This is a genomic window from Nostoc sp. TCL240-02 (genome assembly GCF_013343235.1).
Lineage (GTDB): Bacteria > Cyanobacteriota > Cyanobacteriia > Cyanobacteriales > Nostocaceae > Nostoc.
The window spans coordinates 5,410,689-5,426,256 of sequence record NZ_CP040094.1; the positions used below are offsets into that span (position 1 = coordinate 5,410,689).

General features: G+C 41.2%; 12 protein-coding genes, 2 tRNA genes, 1 pseudogene and 1 other annotated feature. Of the genes and pseudogenes, 11 read left to right on the forward strand and 4 right to left on the reverse strand.

Going from position 1 to position 15,568, the window contains the following annotated elements; all coding sequences use genetic code 11:
- Nucleotides 1–845: 845 nt before the first annotated feature.
- The 8 genes from FBB35_RS23170 (at nucleotide 846) to FBB35_RS23205 (ending at nucleotide 10,332) form a co-directional block, all read left to right on the forward strand.
- Nucleotides 846–3,653, forward strand: a complete 2,808-nt coding sequence (locus tag FBB35_RS23170; RefSeq protein ID WP_368041790.1) for a PAS domain S-box protein — start codon at nucleotides 846–848, stop codon at nucleotides 3,651–3,653.
- Nucleotides 3,654–4,050: 397 nt separating this feature from the next.
- Complete coding sequence (locus FBB35_RS23175) at nucleotides 4,051–4,773, forward strand: cyclase family protein (protein WP_174711593.1); 723 nt, start codon at nucleotides 4,051–4,053, stop codon at nucleotides 4,771–4,773.
- Between the two features lie 114 nt (nucleotides 4,774–4,887).
- On the forward strand, nucleotides 4,888–6,384 hold the full coding sequence (locus FBB35_RS23180; protein ID WP_174711594.1) for an aldehyde dehydrogenase family protein: 1,497 nt from the start codon (nucleotides 4,888–4,890) through the stop codon (nucleotides 6,382–6,384).
- Between the two features lie 462 nt (nucleotides 6,385–6,846).
- Nucleotides 6,847–6,916, forward strand: a tRNA-OTHER gene (locus tag FBB35_RS23185).
- Between the two features lie 113 nt (nucleotides 6,917–7,029).
- Nucleotides 7,030–7,230 (forward strand): hypothetical protein, encoded by a 201-nt coding sequence (locus tag FBB35_RS23190; protein WP_015132106.1) that lies wholly within the window; start codon nucleotides 7,030–7,032, stop codon nucleotides 7,228–7,230.
- A gap of 268 nt (nucleotides 7,231–7,498) precedes the next feature.
- On the forward strand, nucleotides 7,499–8,224 hold the full coding sequence (locus FBB35_RS23195; RefSeq protein WP_174711595.1) for a hypothetical protein: 726 nt from the start codon (nucleotides 7,499–7,501) through the stop codon (nucleotides 8,222–8,224).
- A 32-nt stretch (nucleotides 8,225–8,256) separates the two neighbouring features.
- Nucleotides 8,257–8,330, forward strand: a tRNA-Phe gene (locus tag FBB35_RS23200).
- A gap of 568 nt (nucleotides 8,331–8,898) precedes the next feature.
- Complete coding sequence (locus FBB35_RS23205; RefSeq protein ID WP_174711596.1) at nucleotides 8,899–10,332, forward strand: VWA domain-containing protein; 1,434 nt, start codon at nucleotides 8,899–8,901, stop codon at nucleotides 10,330–10,332.
- A gap of 61 nt (nucleotides 10,333–10,393) precedes the next feature.
- Here the strand turns inward: FBB35_RS23205 and FBB35_RS23210 are convergent, their stop codons facing one another.
- Nucleotides 10,394–11,221 carry a DUF4351 domain-containing protein gene (locus tag FBB35_RS23210; protein ID WP_174711597.1) on the reverse strand — a complete coding sequence of 276 codons (828 nt, stop codon included), beginning with the start codon at nucleotides 11,219–11,221 and terminating at the stop codon, nucleotides 10,394–10,396.
- A 293-nt stretch (nucleotides 11,222–11,514) separates the two neighbouring features.
- Nucleotides 11,515–11,570, forward strand: a sequence feature (23S ribosomal RNA rRNA prediction is too short).
- A 136-nt stretch (nucleotides 11,571–11,706) separates the two neighbouring features.
- Here FBB35_RS23210 and FBB35_RS23215 point away from each other — a divergent pair.
- Nucleotides 11,707–12,537 (forward strand): hypothetical protein, encoded by an 831-nt coding sequence (locus FBB35_RS23215; protein ID WP_174711598.1) that lies wholly within the window; start codon nucleotides 11,707–11,709, stop codon nucleotides 12,535–12,537.
- A gap of 8 nt (nucleotides 12,538–12,545) precedes the next feature.
- On the forward strand, nucleotides 12,546–13,184 hold the full coding sequence (locus tag FBB35_RS23220) for a ThiF family adenylyltransferase (RefSeq protein WP_174711599.1): 639 nt from the start codon (nucleotides 12,546–12,548) through the stop codon (nucleotides 13,182–13,184).
- A gap of 130 nt (nucleotides 13,185–13,314) precedes the next feature.
- Here the strand turns inward: FBB35_RS23220 and FBB35_RS23225 are convergent, their stop codons facing one another.
- Nucleotides 13,315–14,313 (reverse strand): RNA polymerase sigma factor, RpoD/SigA family, encoded by a 999-nt coding sequence (locus FBB35_RS23225; RefSeq protein ID WP_174711600.1) that lies wholly within the window; start codon nucleotides 14,311–14,313, stop codon nucleotides 13,315–13,317.
- A 170-nt stretch (nucleotides 14,314–14,483) separates the two neighbouring features.
- Between FBB35_RS23225 and FBB35_RS23230 the strand changes: the two genes are divergently transcribed.
- Nucleotides 14,484–14,633, forward strand: coding sequence for a hypothetical protein (locus tag FBB35_RS23230; protein ID WP_174711601.1), 150 nt, complete (start codon nucleotides 14,484–14,486; stop codon nucleotides 14,631–14,633).
- 27 nt (nucleotides 14,634–14,660) lie between these two features.
- On the opposite strand, the pseudogene FBB35_RS35025 reads toward FBB35_RS23230, so the two are convergent.
- Together FBB35_RS35025 and FBB35_RS23240 are read right to left on the reverse strand one after the other, a co-directional pair.
- Nucleotides 14,661–14,936, reverse strand: a pseudogene (locus FBB35_RS35025) (peptidase).
- Between the two features lie 136 nt (nucleotides 14,937–15,072).
- A complete protein-coding gene (locus tag FBB35_RS23240; RefSeq protein WP_174711603.1) occupies nucleotides 15,073–15,498 on the reverse strand; it encodes a DUF4363 family protein in 426 nt (141 codons plus the stop codon).
- Nucleotides 15,499–15,568: the final 70 nt, after the last annotated feature.

The window sequence follows — 15,568 nt, forward strand, 5'->3', positions numbered from 1 at the left end:
ATAAAATACGATTGCTAGCCATTATTACAACCTGTTGATATCACATTTAGCATTTCTCTCATTTAATTTGCGACTTTGGGATGAGACATTTTGAACAGTCAAGACAATTTTGAAAAATCGGGTTTTTCAGAGAAAGTTGAAAAGGAATTCAGAAATCAGAAGTCAGAACATATAAAGTAAGTTTTTATACATAAGTTGGTTAAAAATTCTAACAAAAATGTGGGCATTAAATCCTTTTAGACCAGTAATTTTAAGAGAATTTATGAAAAAATTAGGTGAATATAATTCGCTACTACACAACCAAAGTTTACTTACACGGAAGACATGAAAAATCAAAAATTTCAAACCCATAGAGGTGGATTTTGTCTGTATAGCAGTCACTTATAGTCGCCAGGACTTTAATTCATGCTGAATTCTTCTTGATAAAAAATCAATATTTATTTGATATGAAATTATGGATTATTATGAATTTCTGATAAAGATATTATCGCCCATAGCGACTCATATAGTTTTTGTGAAGCTCAATAAGGTTTTGAGCTATGTGATTACATAGCTCAGATGAATTTAAAGGTAATTTTAAGAATAAACAGAGTCGAATAATTTTCCTGACAGATGAATATTTTAAATTTCACCAAAAATCATGAAGTTTATCTTAATGATAACTTCAGCATTTTTTTAATTTATTTACAATAGAAAAGCAATTGTTGGAGATATAAAAATAAATAAAGTATTAAGATAAAATAACAGGCCATAATCAAGATGATATCCCTTTATTAACAAATTCTATACAAATTCTATTTTCAGACATATTACCTTAATAATTTAGGCAGAGCAGGCAGGCAAAAGTGTTTTCTAAAAAGGTGCAAAGCTACATTAACCAAATCATGGTTCAAGAGGAAGTAATACAACAGGATGAAAAAGTATTTTGCCAGCAGGCAGACACTTCTCCTCTGATGATTTGGATGGCTGGATGCAATGCACTTTATTGCTACTTGAATTCAAATTGGCTGGAATTTACTGGAACCCATCTAACAAAAGGCGGGTCTGCATCTGCTCGACGAGAAGAGATAAGCAATATCTGGGCTGGTAGCGTCCATCCAGAAGATCGACAACGATGTAAAAATATATACTTGAAAGCATTTGCAACGTATAATTCTTTCCAGAGGCAATATCGCCTGCGTCGGTCTGATGGCAAATATCGCTGGATTTTAGATACAGCAGCGCCACGATTTTCAGCAGATGGCAGCTTTGCGGGTTACATCGGTTATTGTGTGGATGTAACAGAAGTGCGATTACCCCTGAGACAAGACTGCTTGGCATCTACAAATTCATCTCGTCGTCTCAGCAAATTAACAGAACAAAAACAGGCGGCAGAATTAAAAAAAGCACAAAAGCAACTACAAGCCGAAACCGCAAAACGTCAAGTAGTTGAATCACAGTTACGTCAAAAAACATCAGAATTTACAGCGATTTTGCAAGTGCTTCCTGATTTGTACTTTCGGATCGATGCTGATGGAAGTATTCTGGATTACAAACCAGGAAAAATTGAGAATCTGTATATTTCAACAGAAGATTGTCAGGGCAAAAGTTTGCAAGAATGCCTACCAACTGCTATCTGCGATCGCTTACAGCAAGCAATAACTCAAGTACTCGAAACTCAATCTTCAGTCAGTTTTGAATATACCTTACCGCTTCCACAAGGGAATCATAATTTTGAAGCTAGGTTATTACCATTACCAGACCGGCAAATCATAGTTCTTGTCCGCGACACCAGCGACAAAGTACAAGCAGCATTAATAGAAAGCGATGCCAAGTTTCGCACCATTATTGAAAACGCTAATAACATTATTTTTGCGCTGACACTTGAAGGGATATTTTCTTACGTTTCTCCTAACTGGACTGAAATTTTTGGGCATGAGGTTGCAGAAGTTGAAGGCCAATCCTTTGTTCCCTTTGTACATCCTGACGATGTGCCCATCTGTGCAGATTATTTCCAAAGAATTGCGACAATAACCGAAAAGCAAGACCCAATTGAATATCGGGTAAAACACAAAAATGGCACTTGGCGATGGCATACAAGCAACTCATCTGCTATTAGAGATGCCAATGGTAATGTTTTAAACTTCGTTGGCATTTGCCATGACACCACCGATCGCAAACAAGCAGAAGTCGCACTCAGAGAATGTGCCCAACGGGAAGCATTACTCAATCGTCTTTCTAACCAGATTCGAGCTTCCTTGGATCTCAATTACATTGTGGAAACCGCAGTGCGGGAGATCCGTGACTTATTCCAGATCGATCGCTGCGCCTTCTTTTGGTATCGGCAAGACGCTGAGGTTCCCTACTGGGAGAAAGTCTACGAAGCGAAAAGTTCCTTTTTACCCTGTCTGCTTGACGAACAAGAAGCAACTAGTGCAGAAATCGAACTCATCGCAGCCAAAACCTTGAATAGAGAAATTATCCGTATTAATGATGTAGAGACTGTGGGCGATTGCACTGCACAGCTATTTTTGCAGGATTTTGGTTTCACTGCCTTTATGTCGCTACCTGTACACACCCAATCTGGTGAAATAGGCACATTTAGCTGTGGTTCTTGTGGTGGTTTCCGGCCTTGGCTAGACAACGAAGTAGAATTACTACAGGCAGTTACAGTTCAAATAGCGATCGCCATTGACCAAGCTAAACTCTACACCCAAAGTCGTATTGCTGCCCAAACTGCCCAAGACAAAGCCCAACAATTAGAAGCAGCATTACTAGAACTTCAACAGACCCAAGCGCAACTGATTCAAACCGAAAAAATGTCCAGTTTGGGACAATTGGTTGCAGGTATTGCCCACGAAATCAATAATCCCGTCAATTTTATCTACGGCAATATTAGCCACGCCCGTGAATATACTAAAGATTTATTGCACTTGGTAGAACTTTATCAACAGAGTTACTGCCCACCAACACGAGAGATTCACGAACAAATCTACAACATAGATTTAGACTTTCTCAAGCAAGATTTGCCTAAAATTCTGGATTCTATGAACATGGGAGCCGAACGTATTCGGCAGATAGTCTTATCTTTACGTAATTTTTCTCGCCTTGATGAAGACGGCACGAAAGCAGTAAATCTTCATGAAGGTATTGATAGCACCTTACTGCTGTTGCAAAATCGTTTGAAAGCCAAACCAGGATGTCCCGAAATTCAAGTAATCCGAGACTATGGCAACCTACCACCAGTAGTCTGTCACGCTGGACAGATGAATCAGGTGTTTATGAATTTGCTGGCAAATGCGATCGATGTTTTAGAAGAGGGAGTAGGGAATAGGGACTGGGGAATAGGGACTGGGGACAGGGAGAAAGATTTCCAAATACCAAAAGCCCCATGCTCCATACCCACAATTCGCATTCGTACCCTTATCAAAGAAGACCGTGTAATTATTGGCTTTGCTGACAATGGCCCAGGCATGACTGAAGAAGTACGCAAACGCTTATTTGACCCCTTCTTTACTACAAAACCCGTGGGTAAAGGCACGGGTATGGGATTATCAATTAGCTACCAAATTGTCGTCCAAAAACACGGCGGGCAAATCCAGTGTATTTCATCACCAGGAGAAGGTGCGGAGTTTGTCATCATGATTCCACTACATGAGCAACCTTCAACATAGATACAACTTTAATCTTTTCTTAATCAAAAAATTAACCTATTGGTTGTTAACTAAGATTAATTCACTTTTTGCTGCAACATTTTAACCCCCCAAAAACCTAAAATTTACAGGAATTGGGGGGATTATTTGTACTAGTAGAGTGAGTTATGACTAGAAATATTACAGTTCAATTGATTGAAAAACGTTGTAATGGTAATAAGCTGTCGCGCCTACAAGTTGCACCATTTTTCAATAAAAGCTGGAAACCCTCTCCCTGCCCCCTGCTCCCTGCCCCCCTGCGGTCTCAATGTGCAAATTAAAAGCTTAACAGCTTACTATCGCCTGCGTCGGCATAGCCCAACCCTGGCGATAGCACCTTAAAAAAAATCCCTGAATACAAGTAAAGTAGAAGGCTGGGATGATACAACCCCAAGGTCAAAATAGTATCACCTACACACGGGTTATTCATCTAAGTCACGTGATTGACATAGATATTCCCCAGTGGCCTGGAGATCCCACAGTCGAATTTGAAACTGTGGCTGAACTCAATAATGATGGCTATTACCTCCGACGTTTCGCCTTGGGGGAACATAGCGCTACCCATATCAACGCTCCTAACAGCTTTCATAGCTATAGTATGGGAATTGACCAATACCCGGCTCAATCTCTAGTTGTACCTGCGGTGGTTATAGATATTCGGCAAGCCACAGCCGTGAATTCTGATTATGCGCTGACTGTTGCTGATGTTTTGGCTTGGGAAGAAGAATACGGTGAAATTCCTCAAGGCTGCGTAGTTATACTGAATACTGGCTGGCAAAAAAAGTGGTTTGATAAAAGTGCATTTCTAAATCATGATGCTCAAGGTATTGCTCATTTTCCAGGGTTTGGTAGTGATGCAACTCAATTTTTACTGAAGGAGCGGCAAATCGCTGGAGTGGGAATTGATACTCATGGTGTAGACCCTGGACAGGATAACACTTTTGCTACTAATCGCCTGGTATTGGAAAAACCGCGTATTATTTTAGAAAATCTCACCAATTTAGATCAGTTACCACCTAAAGGTACTACTTTAGCGATCGGGATTCTTCGGTTGCGTGGTGGTTCTGGTTCTCCTGTGGGTGTCTTGGCGTTAGTGCCTTAATTTTTATATCAATATTTCTATCTCACACCAATTTTTTAAACTTGAGGATAACCTAGAAAGCAAGCAAACTTAGTACACAAAGTTCCAGTGGATAATCAGCCGGAGATTTTCAAGATGACAACTCCGCTATCTTGCCGCAATTACATCGATGGTCAATGGTTGAGTGCTGTAGGAGAAGTAACTTTAGAAAGTCGCAACCCTGCAAACAAAACCGAAATCGTTGCCACATTTCCCCGTTCCCAAGTTAATGATGTAGATACAGCAGTAGCCGCAGCCCGTAAAGCTTACCACAGTTGGCGTACAGTCCCGGCCCCAGCGAGGGCAGAATACATCTTTCGCGTCGGGGAAATATTACTCCAGCATAAAGAAGAACTTGCCCAGTTAATCAGTCGAGAAATGGGTAAACCCCTAACAGAAGCTAGGGGAGATGTCCAAGAAGGTATTGACTGTGCCTTTTACACTGCTGGCGAAGGACGGCGACTATTCGGGCAAACCACACCATCAGAAATGTCCAATAAATTCGCCATGACTGTGCGAATGCCCATAGGAGTTTGTGCCTTAATTACTCCCTGGAATTTCCCTGTGGCAATTCCTTGCTGGAAAGCTATGCCAGCTTTGGTGTGTGGCAATACAGTCATCCTCAAACCTGCCGAAGATACCTCCGCCTGTGCAACTAAATTGATTGAAATTTTCCAAAAAGCAGGTTTACCACCAGGAGTAATTAACTTAGTACATGGTGTGGGAGAAGAAGTAGGCAAAGCTTTAGTTGAGCATCCTAATGTAGATTTAGTATCTTTTACCGGTTCTTCAGAAACGGGTGCTTTTGTTGGCGCTACTTGCGGCCGCACTCACAAGCGCGTCTGTCTAGAAATGGGTGGTAAAAATGCCCAAGTGGTAATGGAAGATGCCGATTTAGAACTTGCTTTAGATGGCGCAGTGTGGGGAGCATTTGGAACAACCGGTCAACGGTGTACGGCTACTAGTCGACTGATTTTGCATCGTGATATTAAAGAAAAATTTACTACCATGCTTTATGAGCGTACTAGTAAGTTACGCTTAGGTGCTGGTAATGACACTAATACAGATATTGGCCCGATTGTCAATGATAAGCAACTCAAACAGGTGAGCAAATATTTGGATATCGCTCGTGATGAAGGAGCAAAGGTTTTAATTGGTGGAGAAATTGCTCTTGAAGGCGAATTGAAAAATGGTTACTTCTTTCAACCAACTATTTTGGATGATGTAACTCCTGATATGCGCGTCGCCCGTGAAGAGATATTTGGGCCAGTGGTGGCATTGATTGAGGTTAGTTCCTTTGAGGATGCGATCGCAATTCTCAACGATAGCAATTACGGTCTTTCTTCTTCAGTTTACACCCGCGATATCAATCGGGCTTTTACTGCCATGCGCGACATCGAAGCAGGTATCACCTATATTAACGGCCCTACTATTGGCGCAGAAGTACATTTGCCCTTTGGTGGCGTGAAACAAACTGGTAACGGACACCGCGAAGCTGGAACTACTGCCTTGGATGTTTTCACAGAATGGAAAAGCGTTTATGTTGACTTTTCTGGAAGTTTGCAACGCGCTCAGATAGATAACCGCAGTTAATTTTGTAATACAGCGATTTTTCAGTTGAGTAGACTATAAAAAAGACCTAACCCCTAGCCCCTTCCCTACTAGCGTTGGGGAGTAAGCCTTTTAGAAGAGAGAATCTAACTAACATGCATTGAAATGCAAAATTTGTAGTATCCCCTTGACATCATGGAGAGTACATACTACATTTGTAGTATGATCACAAAGACGACAACAAAAGGCAAAACTAAAACCTCTTAGAAGCTTGACAATTGCATAGATGCCACTTTTGGGGCCGCGATTGGTGTTCGACTGCTCCGAAGCCAACAAACGGACGGTTGCAGGATTCGGGTTCAATTCCCGACGGCTCCATTTGCTTTGACTTCTATTGAAGGTTGGAATAACCTCAATTAGAGCATCGCAATTATACAAACTTGGGTCTGTAGCTCTAACGGTAGAGTTCCCAGATGTCACTTGTGCCCTGACAGAAAAAGCTTACATACTTGCTCAATGGTAGAGCGATCGTATTTTAACGATAAGTGTAGGTTCAATTCCTGCGGTGTTACCACAGCTTTTTCAACTTGCATGAGGTGTGAGTGTAACTCTCACAGGGAGGGTATCGGTTCAATCCCGATCAGATCCACTTATATCAATTCGTGATTACAACAGGAGGTGATTGCAATGGTTCATATTCGATTTGAAGGACGTTCTGTTGATGTGCCAAAAACCCAATTGGGAATTGCAGCAGGGATGAATGATGTGGCGGTGAAGGAGCGTGTTGCTCGACATTTAGATGTAAATAGCGATCGCCTTTCTGCTTACGTAATCGATCGCCGTCCTAGTGGTGATTTGATTATCCGCCCTGAAGCTGTCTATGGTTAAATTTTGTTCCGCGCCCTGACTTGTGAAGTCTACACACACTCCGGCAACGGAATGCAGGTTCAATTCCTGTCGCTCCCGCTAATGGGAGCGTAGCCAAACTGGTAAAGGCAATCGTGAAAACTGCTTTGCTAACTTGCGCGGAATTACAATTATTTAAATCGTATTTGTCTATAATTTTTACCCAATACGGAGGTGAGTTCAATGATGTTAGCTAACTCATGTTTAATAACAACTCAATTAGAACAAGTGAATTTAAACAACGTGAGATATGAGCGAACATCGTTTGAGCGAGATTGTGATTGAGCGTCCTCGCGGTGGGAGGAGAATTAGCCTCAAAAAGGTGACTGGCTTTAAGAAGCGATTATATAAAATCACCGAGGATGCAATTCAGGATGGATTGTTTAATTCTTACCTGATTAAACCAATAAATAAATCCAAGTATCTTTCAGATCATCTCGGCCCCTTGCGTCGGTTTTTGCGATCGCAAGTCGGACAGCCTTGGAATGAGGTTTACAGCCAACTGTGTCAACGATTAGATCCCAGTACAATGGCAGGACAGCATGTTATCGGTCATGTGTGGGACTACGTTGAACGGCATGTGGAAATAATTGATGGTGGTTTTTACAGTAAGCCTTATCAAGGGTATCGAAATCAGCTAGATGTAAGCTATCGCGATCGCTTCTATATCCATCCTGAAACCGGAATTCTTTGTGCAGTCGAGAAAATACCTCGAAAGCAGAAGCGAAAGCAGGAACAAACTGATATTTTTATCATTGATAATTATCATCAATACCAAAAGCTAAACGAGATTTGGTATTTAATTACCTTTGAAGATATTCCACCAGTACACACTCATTATGTGATGGATGCTGTCAAGGGTAAAATTCATTATTCTGCTGCAACTTATAGAGGCCAAACGATTTATGCTGTTAGTAAAAAGCAGTGTAATAAGAAAGAAATTCGATTTATTTTAAATCAACTTTCTAAAAACTAAAATTTTTACTTCGTGCCCTAACTGAAAAAGCTTACATACTAGCCGAATGGTAAGGCACTTGACTGAAGATCAAGCAACTACGGGTTCAAATCCCGTGTGTGAACCAACAGCTTCTTCGACTTGCACGAGGTGATTTTATTTCATTTCAATATGGAGGTGAGAACGATGAAAAAGATTAATTCTTTCAACATCGAGCCTGAAGATTTCGACGATTTCTCCTTTTGAACCCTTAAGCAAACGTCGTCGTGGCTTCCCATCTGAAAAAGCTGTTAAACGTGGCCATCGCCTTGTTCATGGCGACAAGGAACTACAGGAAAAGCTTGGTAACAATGACCTTTGTCTTTGTGGTTCTGGTCGCTGCTTTCAAGAAGTGCTGTCGCAATAGCGGCAGATATGATGGCAGCTTACGCAGCTACTACTTTTAGGGAGTAGTACTAACGATTTCAATACGTTACATCAAAACTGGCAGTTGTTGCCGCGCCCCGATCGCAGAAGCTTACATAATTGTGCAAAAGTTATACACGATGCTTCTACAACTTGCGCGGTGACTTTATCGCCCCGCGTGCAACATCTGCCTCCTTCAATTTTGAATTTTAGATTGCAATCCAAAATCGTTCGACTGAGCGAAGCCGAAGTCTAAAATCCAAAATCCAAAATTCCTAAAGGAGGTTCTCATGAATATCACAGAACGCGATTTGCGTTTAGAAATGCTCAATAGTTTGCTGACAACTCCTCACCGCAAACTTGAGCAAGTTGCAGAAATTCACCAGTTAATTGTTGAACTCGATCCCCTTTTCTACGGACATCTAGCAGTGTGGTATCAGCGTCATGGCGATGTCCGCGACCATAAAGAAGTATTCCTAGCTCACTTACTAACGAGCAATTTGATTGAACACCGAGATGCTGGATTTATGATGCTGCAAGAGTTTCCGCCCTATCAGGTGGCTCGTGTGGTGGACTTCATGAAGCAGCAGCAAAATAAGCTACCTCGTTCCGCTCGGACTGCGGTACGGCGTTACTTGAAGGTACGGGAGAGCAATCCGGCTCTATTCGATCGCGCCGCTTTGCGAGGTCGTAAGGCAATGAAGCACTTATATGCTTCACTGCACATCAAGCCAAATGAACGGGCAAATGCGATTCTGTTTGGCGATACTCCTTGTGAGGGTTCCTTAGCAAATGTGCTGAAACAGGTTGCTAAGGCAGCAAATGCCGCAGAACAGGCACGGCTGATTGTGGAGTTCAAAATTCCATATACGATCGCAGTTGGTGCAATTAAGCAACTTACACCTGTTGTCTTGGTGGCGTTAATCAACAGCATGACTCCTCAAGAAGCGATCAACAACCTCAAGTCTCTCCAGACTAGAGGTGCAATGGATCATCCAGAAGTCAAGAAGCTGATTGATTCCAAGTTGGAGGCAGCCTCTAAGAGTACGCGTGTCTCAGCATTTAAAGCACAGGTTGCGGCAGACGCAGGAGATTTTGACGCAGACACGGTTGCCCAATTGGAAAAGGTGACAAACGAACAGGTAAAGCGCCGTGGTGCGATCGCTCGTCCAACTGCTTTATTGGTGGATAAGTCTGGTTCAATGGAAAATGCGATCGCGACGGGTTTGCAACTCGCTGCCCTAATCTCTGGTATCACTAAGGCAGAACTGTTTGTCTACGCCTTTGACACCATTCCTTACGCTATTACAGCAAAGGGCAAGGAGTTGACCGACTGGGAGCGTGCCTTCCAGCACATCAACGCTGGTGGTGGTACTAGCATCGGCTGTGCATTGGAAACAATGCGGAAGAAGAAGCAGGTAGTTGACCAGATTATCATAGTGACGGATGAGGGCGAAAATGCTGCTCCTTACTTCGGTGAAGTCTACAAGAATTACTGCCGGGAGTTGGCGATAATGCCCAACGTGGTGATTGTCCGTGTAGGTGGTCATTACGACTGGGTGGAGACTCAATTGAAGCAGCAGCAAGCACCTGTAGATACGTTCACTTTCGCAGGTGATTACTACAGCTTGCCGAATCTCGTCCCACTTCTAACGCGCCCCTCTCGTCTAGATTTGCTGATGGAGATTCTGGATATGCCGTTGCCGGTGAGAGATGATAAATAAGTTCTAAAATTATAACAATGCTTATTATTATAAATAGTAAGCATTGATTTTTTTTTAAATTTTAACCGCTTGTATTTTGTTCAAGCCAAGCAACTAAATCAGATATATTCGAAAAATCCAAAAATCCTTCTCCTAAGCTTTCCAATTGCTCGGTAGATAATAGTTGGAGACGCTCGATTATTAGTGAATCTATCTTACCAAAGCGTCTATTTAAAAGACGTAAAGTATATTTAAACGCTTCCTTTTGTTCTCCCTTTTGCAAAATATGCTGATAAATCACTGATTCTTGCATAGTTTCCTCCCGTAATAATTGCAGAATCAAATCTTGCTCAAACTTTAACCCTGCTAAAATCTCAGTATAGGCAGCAGTATTTTGTCTTGTCTCTATATCTGGAATTTTAGCAATTTCCTGGGCAATCTGGGATAATAACGTTTGGGGTGAATCTGTTTGTGTTAACGGTGCTAAAGGTAATAAAGCTAGATTGCTAAGAAATAGTGCTGAATCTTGCTCCCACATCCGTATAACTCGATAACGGTGGGTTGTTACTTCACTGACATATTCATTAGTAAAAGCGATCGCGTCACTTGTCTCTTGTAAGAAAATCACTACTTGTGTGACAGGAATTTGATATTTACGTGTCAATCTAACGTAATAATCTAGCATCCGCAGAGAAATTGGTTTTTGTGATTTGACAGTAGTTTGAAATTCTAGGTGTAAAATCCGATTTTCTGTTTGCAGAAATGTTACTGAGTCAGCGCGTATGGGTTCGATGCTCAATTCAGTTTTTAAAATTTCAATTTTTTGCGGTTCTTGATTTAATAACCAACGGGTAAAATCAAGGGGATACTTTTCTGCAAGGATCTTACAAAGGTTATCATATTCTGCCATCTAAAGTATTACACTTGATTTTATTTATTATTTTATATTAGATTGGTTTCTTGGCAGTTTAGCCGTATTACCAGCGTCATCAATGAGAATTTCAGTAGATTGATGAGCGATCTGAAATGGCAACGATCGCTCTACTCTAAAATTTCTCTTTTCATCTCTTCCAATTTTATGTAGTATGCTGTATTATATTAATATCCTGCGTGCCCCAACTTGTGTGAGCCTACATACTAGTACGAGAGGAAGGTAACACTGCCAAATGCAGTGGGCGTGTGTGAACGGGGAGTGCGAAGAACCTGGGAGGTTGGCTTAAAAGTAGCCATCCTTTAAAGAGTGTGTAACAACTCACCAGCAGAGTCCCTCTAGTAACTGAGAACACGCAATGCTCCACCAACTTGCACGCACATTAATTCGTAATTTGTAATTTAGATTTCATTTCGGTTTCTGGAATTGCATCCATAGCATTCTTTTGAAAATGAGTATTAGTTATGACTAATATATTTAAGCTAATTAACCAAATTGCGATCGCAGAAGCACAATTATCTGCTACCCAATTCCTTGCACCCTGTGTCAAAGGTGGACGAGTTCGCACAAGGGTAGCCGGGATGGTTTACACCTTCACGCAAAAGCCTAGTAAATTTGAAGGTTGGGGCATCTTTCAGCCTGTGGATGAGAAGACAGCAACGGTTGTAGAAGAGGCAGATTTACCCCAAATTGCAGAATACCTGCAACACTTTCCCCAAATACGGCTGCGGTTAGCACACCAATTGCGTAAACAAACTTGGTTAGCATACCCCGTAAATGAAGCAGATATGCGTCAACGGTTGAAGGTAGTTAAGCCGATCGCAGTCCACTTAGTTACCGAGGGTATCGCCTTTGAGCAAATCATTGCCCGATGGAATGGACAGTCTTGCTGGTTTGAGGAAATAGATCGCCGAACCGATCCGGTAATTGTTGAAACTTTGCAATCTGCTGTTAAGCAACTCATTCCTGCTGAGGAATTACAGTTTAAGGGCATTACTCCAGAAATCCGCACAGTGTATGAATTAGCAACTCGGCGCATTGAGGGATTTACTCAACCCCAACAGGATGAAAAGCGACTGAGAAAAGCTTTGCAAATGGGCGGCGGTGAATTAAATCAATTCCACGATCGCAGCGACTACTGGACAGTCGATTGGACAACTGCTGATGGTGTTCGCCATAGTAGTGCGATCGCTAAAGCTGATTTGACTGTTGTTAGTTCTGGTATTTGTCTAAGTGGACGCGATCGCGATTTTGATTTGCAATCTTTAATAGGTGTCATGGAACAACAAGAGTAGTGAGAACAATGAGTATCTTTTTTCACGAACAACTTTACCGCACCAATGTTGTGATGGCAAAGCTGAAAAACTATCCTATAACCATTTGTGGCGCTGGAGCATTAGGAGCTAATATTACGGAAAACTTAGCTCGCTCTGGTTTTGATAAACTTACCGTGATAGATCGCGATCGCATTGAGGAGCGTAACTTATCGACTCAGCCTTACTACCGTTCTGATGTGGGAGCGTTCAAGGCGAAGATTTTGGCGAACAATTTATATCGAGCAATTGGTACTAAAGTTGATGCCAAAATAAAGGATTTGACACCAGCAAATACAACTCAATTGCTCAAAGACAGCCAGTTAATTGTCGATGTCTTTGACAATAGCGTGGCACGTCAAGCAGTGAAAGATTATGCTGAACAATTAAGTATTCCTTGTCTTCATGCTGGACTATCAGCAGATTATGCAGAAGTGATTTGGAATGACGTTTATCGCGTTCCTTCTGAGGTTAATGATGATGTTTGTGATTATCCGTTGGCGCGAAACCTGGTGATGTTAACTGTTGCTGTGGCGTGTGAGGCGATCGTTTCATTCATTGCCACAGCAGAACAACATAACTTCAGCATCACCCAAAAGGATCTGACTGTTCAACCTCTGTTTTTGTAGATTGTGTAGACGCTCTTAGCGGCTTGTCGTAAATATCGCCCATCATAACATACCAAATTATGCGGATTTAATTAAAGAAGAACTAACAGGCGGTAGCTACTATGCAACCGTCGTCATTCCCAATTCCCAATTAACTAGCTAGATAGCTGTGTATCTTATCCTTATGTCTTCGTAGAGTACCTAAAGCTTGTTGCTCTATCTGTCGCACTCGTTCTCGACTAATACCCATCCGTTGACCAATCTCTGCTAAAGAAAGTTCATTTCCATCTGTTAAACCAAAACGTAAAGTTAATATTTCTCGTTGCTGGTGATTTAATTTTAACAATAAATTTTGAATATTTTGTTGAAGAAACTTTTGTTCAGCATATAATTCTGGGGAGAGTCCATTATCCTCCAACATATCTTGTAATTCTATATCTTTGTCTGAGCCAACTCGTAATTCTAGAGAGATAGGTTGACGTGCCAAAAGTAAATAATCTCGAATTTGTTTTGGATCTAAAGATAGTTCTTCGGCGATATCAACTGCGGTAGGAGTACGACCTAATTTTTGAGTTAATTCACGTTGAATCCGCTTGATTTTGTTCAGCTTTTCTGTAATATGAATAGGCAAGCGGATAGTACGTCCTTGTTCGGCGATCGCTCGTGTAATCGCCTGGCGAATCCACCAATAGCCATAGGTTGAAAATTTGTACCCTTTTGTAGGGTCAAATTTCTCAATTCCTCGCTCTAAACCTAAACTTCCTTCTTGAATTAAATCCAGAAAATCTAGGTTATGTCTTTGATATTTCTTAGCAATAGATACTACGAGTCGCAGGTTAGCTTGAATCATTTTCTGCTTGGCTTTATGCCCTTGATGTAGCTGTTGCAGCAGTGATTGTTCGCCGATATCTGTATTTTCAACCCACTCTTGCTGGGTCGGCTGACGTTTTAATTTAGTAGCTAATTTTTCTTTTATAGCTAGTAAAGCCATCATTTTTTGGACTTGTTTGGCAAAATTAATCTCCTGCTCATGAGTTAATAAAGGTATACGTCCAATATCGTGAAGATAAGTACGTACTGTATCAGCAGTATATAAAGGTTTCTCCTTTTTATTACTTTCTTCTAGATACTGATAAGATAGATTATTCATAGTTATTTGAACCTTCAAAAATACTTGTTGGTTTAGAGGATGTTTGAAAATTCCTCTTGGCAGGAGCAAAACATTTTAGTTATTGCCACGAATCATTATTTTGTTAAAACTAATATTTTTCAAGTTAATAGCTTGATGTTACAGGAGCTTGTCAAAGAATTGAAAAAGTTATGTCTGTCGAAATTCTAGTCCGTTCTGAAGCAGGAGTAATACCTCTACTAAGTGCTTCTGTAATGAGTTTTGCAGCACTGGAGACAATGGATTATGCCTTAATTGCACTTTTGCGATCGCAGAATTACTGCTTTGTTTTTATACTTTAAAAAACTGCGATCGCTTTTGATTAATCCTTACACAGATTTTGACCTTTTTCTAGTAAGCAAACTAGTCATACTTAATCCAGTGGCCAACAACCCTAATAGTCCTAGTCCGTTCAAAATCGGGTAGATTCCCTGTAAACCCAAGATTTCACCACGATGAATCGAAAGTAGTATACTACGTGGAACTCCAATGTTAGCTGATCACTCACCTACCAAGGTAGCTGCAAAACCAGTTAATAATGTTACAGCAAGTGGTAAAGCCAAAATAATCGCCAGAGTCCGGTGGTATTTGCGAAATGAACGCATTCTCCAAAATCTCCAGTGGAAACTATAGCAGTTTGCAATTTGATAAGAAACAGAACTATTTGTCTCAAAGCCAGATATAAAAACTATTTTTCTACTGTCTTTTATTTTTTGGCTCCTGCTCTATGTTAGTTTTCCCTCACTTTTTGGAAACAGTGGCGATGTTTGTCTCAAGTGTTTGTAACCCCTTAAGAGATTTCGCTTTATCTTTTGCTTTCAGTGTCCCCTTCACCTGGGTCGCAGCATCTTCGATGGTATTATAGGTTTTTGAAGATTTAGTTTTGACACCATCTTCAACTTTAGACCAAGAGTCTTCAAACTTATTAAATTCCTGTTGAGCTTTGTCAAAGTTTCCGGCTTGCACCGCAGTTTTTGTATTTGTAACGACACCGGCCAAAGTATCAAAACCTCCCTGCGTAGCACTAGGGGTTTTTGATACTGTTGCCGCCTTAGTGGTTTCTGTAGTAGCAGGAGTCTGGGTAGTGGATTTTTGATCGCTGTTGCATCCTACCAAGGTCAGTAAGCTAATTGCAGTAACAGGGATGATGTAGATTAAGCGTTTCATAAGACCTCTTGAATAATGATAATTAGCCAAGTAATGGCGGTATCAGCTACTATATCAGCTAAAGTTGCTG

Bases quoted from the DNA above. Each gene is read 5' to 3' on its own strand.
- FBB35_RS23220 (WP_174711599.1), top strand. From the start codon at position 12,546: ATGAGTATCTTTTTTCACGAACAACTTTACCGCACCAATGTTGTGATG.
- FBB35_RS23215 (WP_174711598.1), top strand. From the start codon at position 11,707: ATGACTAATATATTTAAGCTAATTAACCAAATTGCGATCGCAGAAGCA.
- FBB35_RS23180 (WP_174711594.1), top strand. From the start codon at position 4,888: ATGACAACTCCGCTATCTTGCCGCAATTACATCGATGGTCAATGGTTG.
- FBB35_RS23240 (WP_174711603.1), bottom strand. From the start codon at position 15,498: ATGAAACGCTTAATCTACATCATCCCTGTTACTGCAATTAGCTTACTG.
- FBB35_RS23205 (WP_174711596.1), top strand. From the start codon at position 8,899: ATGAATATCACAGAACGCGATTTGCGTTTAGAAATGCTCAATAGTTTG.
- FBB35_RS23190 (WP_015132106.1), top strand. From the start codon at position 7,030: ATGGTTCATATTCGATTTGAAGGACGTTCTGTTGATGTGCCAAAAACC.
- FBB35_RS23195 (WP_174711595.1), top strand. From the start codon at position 7,499: ATGAGCGAACATCGTTTGAGCGAGATTGTGATTGAGCGTCCTCGCGGT.
- FBB35_RS23225 (WP_174711600.1), bottom strand. From the start codon at position 14,313: ATGAATAATCTATCTTATCAGTATCTAGAAGAAAGTAATAAAAAGGAG.
- FBB35_RS23210 (WP_174711597.1), bottom strand. From the start codon at position 11,221: ATGGCAGAATATGATAACCTTTGTAAGATCCTTGCAGAAAAGTATCCC.
- FBB35_RS23230 (WP_174711601.1), top strand. From the start codon at position 14,484: ATGTCTGTCGAAATTCTAGTCCGTTCTGAAGCAGGAGTAATACCTCTA.
- FBB35_RS23175 (WP_174711593.1), top strand. From the start codon at position 4,051: ATGATACAACCCCAAGGTCAAAATAGTATCACCTACACACGGGTTATT.